Source organism: Peptoniphilus rhinitidis 1-13 (genome assembly GCF_000246925.1).
In the GTDB taxonomy this organism is placed as follows: Bacteria; Bacillota; Clostridia; order Tissierellales; family Peptoniphilaceae; genus Peptoniphilus_A; species Peptoniphilus_A lacydonensis.
This window is the reverse complement of the sequence record NZ_BAEW01000037.1, coordinates 1-1,466: the sequence shown is the minus strand read 5'-3', so window position 1 is coordinate 1,466 and position 1,466 is coordinate 1. Positions and strand designations below refer to the sequence as shown.

The window sequence follows — 1,466 nt, the reverse complement described above, 5'->3', positions numbered from 1 at the left end:
GAACAAGGTCAGAAAATAGTTCTTTATTCAAAGAATACTCTTGCATAAGGGTGTTCTTTTTTTCTTGCAATTCATCAAGTTTGTATAGTATTTCTTTTGTATTTGGAAGCTTTTTATATCTTTCTAATATTTCTTTAGCGGCTATTTTATAGACGGAAAGCTCACTATAATACTCATCTGCAAATTGCGTATCTTCAGGATTTTTCTTGTGGTATTTATAGATTTCACGATACTTATTTATAGTATTTATATTTTCCATATCTTGGGATAAACTTTTCACTTCAGCTTCAATTTTCTTTATTTTATCTAGCAGATTTTGTCTGTCATCAGCAGATTTTTTGATAAGATCATCGAGTTGTGTAATTGAATTAATTCCTTGTTCTCTTAGTTTAATTATTGAATCTGCCATTGTTTTGATATTGTGTTTTCTTGCCCAAACTTCATAGCCTTTAGAGGATTGAGCTTTTTCATTAGTAGATATATCAATAACATTTCCTACACGTTTTTTAATAGTATTAGTTTTGTTTTTAATAGCTAAATCTATTCTTTCTTTGATTTTTTCTTCGGTATAATCTTCTCCGATAGTCTTCGATCTTGTAAATCTTTGCTTATCTTTATGACGAAAAGCAATGTGTTTACCAAACTTAATTTCATAATCAAGAGACCTCATATTTTCTAAAAACTCTTCCCACGATTTAGACTTATTAATCATTCTATCTATATCAAATTGTAGTTTAGACTTCCAAGAATTTCCTTTCTTATTTTGGTCATATTCATACCAGGATTTACCAGAAGTTTTATATTTTCTTTTGTAAGCTTCATAATATTCATCAATGACTGAAAGCTTATTTTCTTTACATAATTCATCACTTTGATACCTAATTTTATGGTAAGTTTTTTTGTTAGATTGGTAGCATTTACCAGTCTTGTAATTAACATTATTAAAAATAATATGGTTATGGATATGCCCTCTATCTATATGAGTTGCAAGAACAAATTCATAATCTTCTTTTAAAATTTTCTTACATAATTCCATTCCAATTTCGTGAGCTTTTATAGGATCAACCTCTCCTGGCAGAAAAGATTGGATTAAATGTCTAGCCAAAACTGTACCTTTAGTATCATTGTTTTCTCGTGTTTTTATAAACTGAATATGGGCAGTAGATGGATGACATTTGAATGAAGATACCAAGACTTTTTCATCAGTTTTTTCACTCTTAGTAATGTAGTCTATTGCCAAATTTAGAGTTGATTTTATAGGATGTATTTTTGTAATAGCCATATTAGTCACCAGAACTTTCCTTTGATTTATTAAGAAGTAGGGAATGAATCTGCCATATTTCTTTTGATAATTTTTCTATCTGTTTATTCATTGATTCGATTTCATTATTGTAAATAACACCAGTTGTATTAGTAGCCTTGGCGATCTGGTTTATGTTATTTGTTGCATTTGAAAGTAGCCATTG

At 28.8% G+C, this 1,466-nt stretch carries 1 protein-coding gene and 1 pseudogene; both read right to left on the bottom strand.

What is annotated here, in order from left to right; genetic code table 11:
* Positions 1-1,282, bottom strand: a 1,282-nt coding sequence (locus RH95_RS09080) for a relaxase/mobilization nuclease domain-containing protein (protein WP_010248896.1), incomplete at its 3' end; no start/stop codon positions are given.
* Position 1,283: 1 nt separating this feature from the next.
* Positions 1,284-1,466, bottom strand: a pseudogene (locus tag RH95_RS09075) (plasmid mobilization relaxosome protein MobC); the annotation flags it as partial.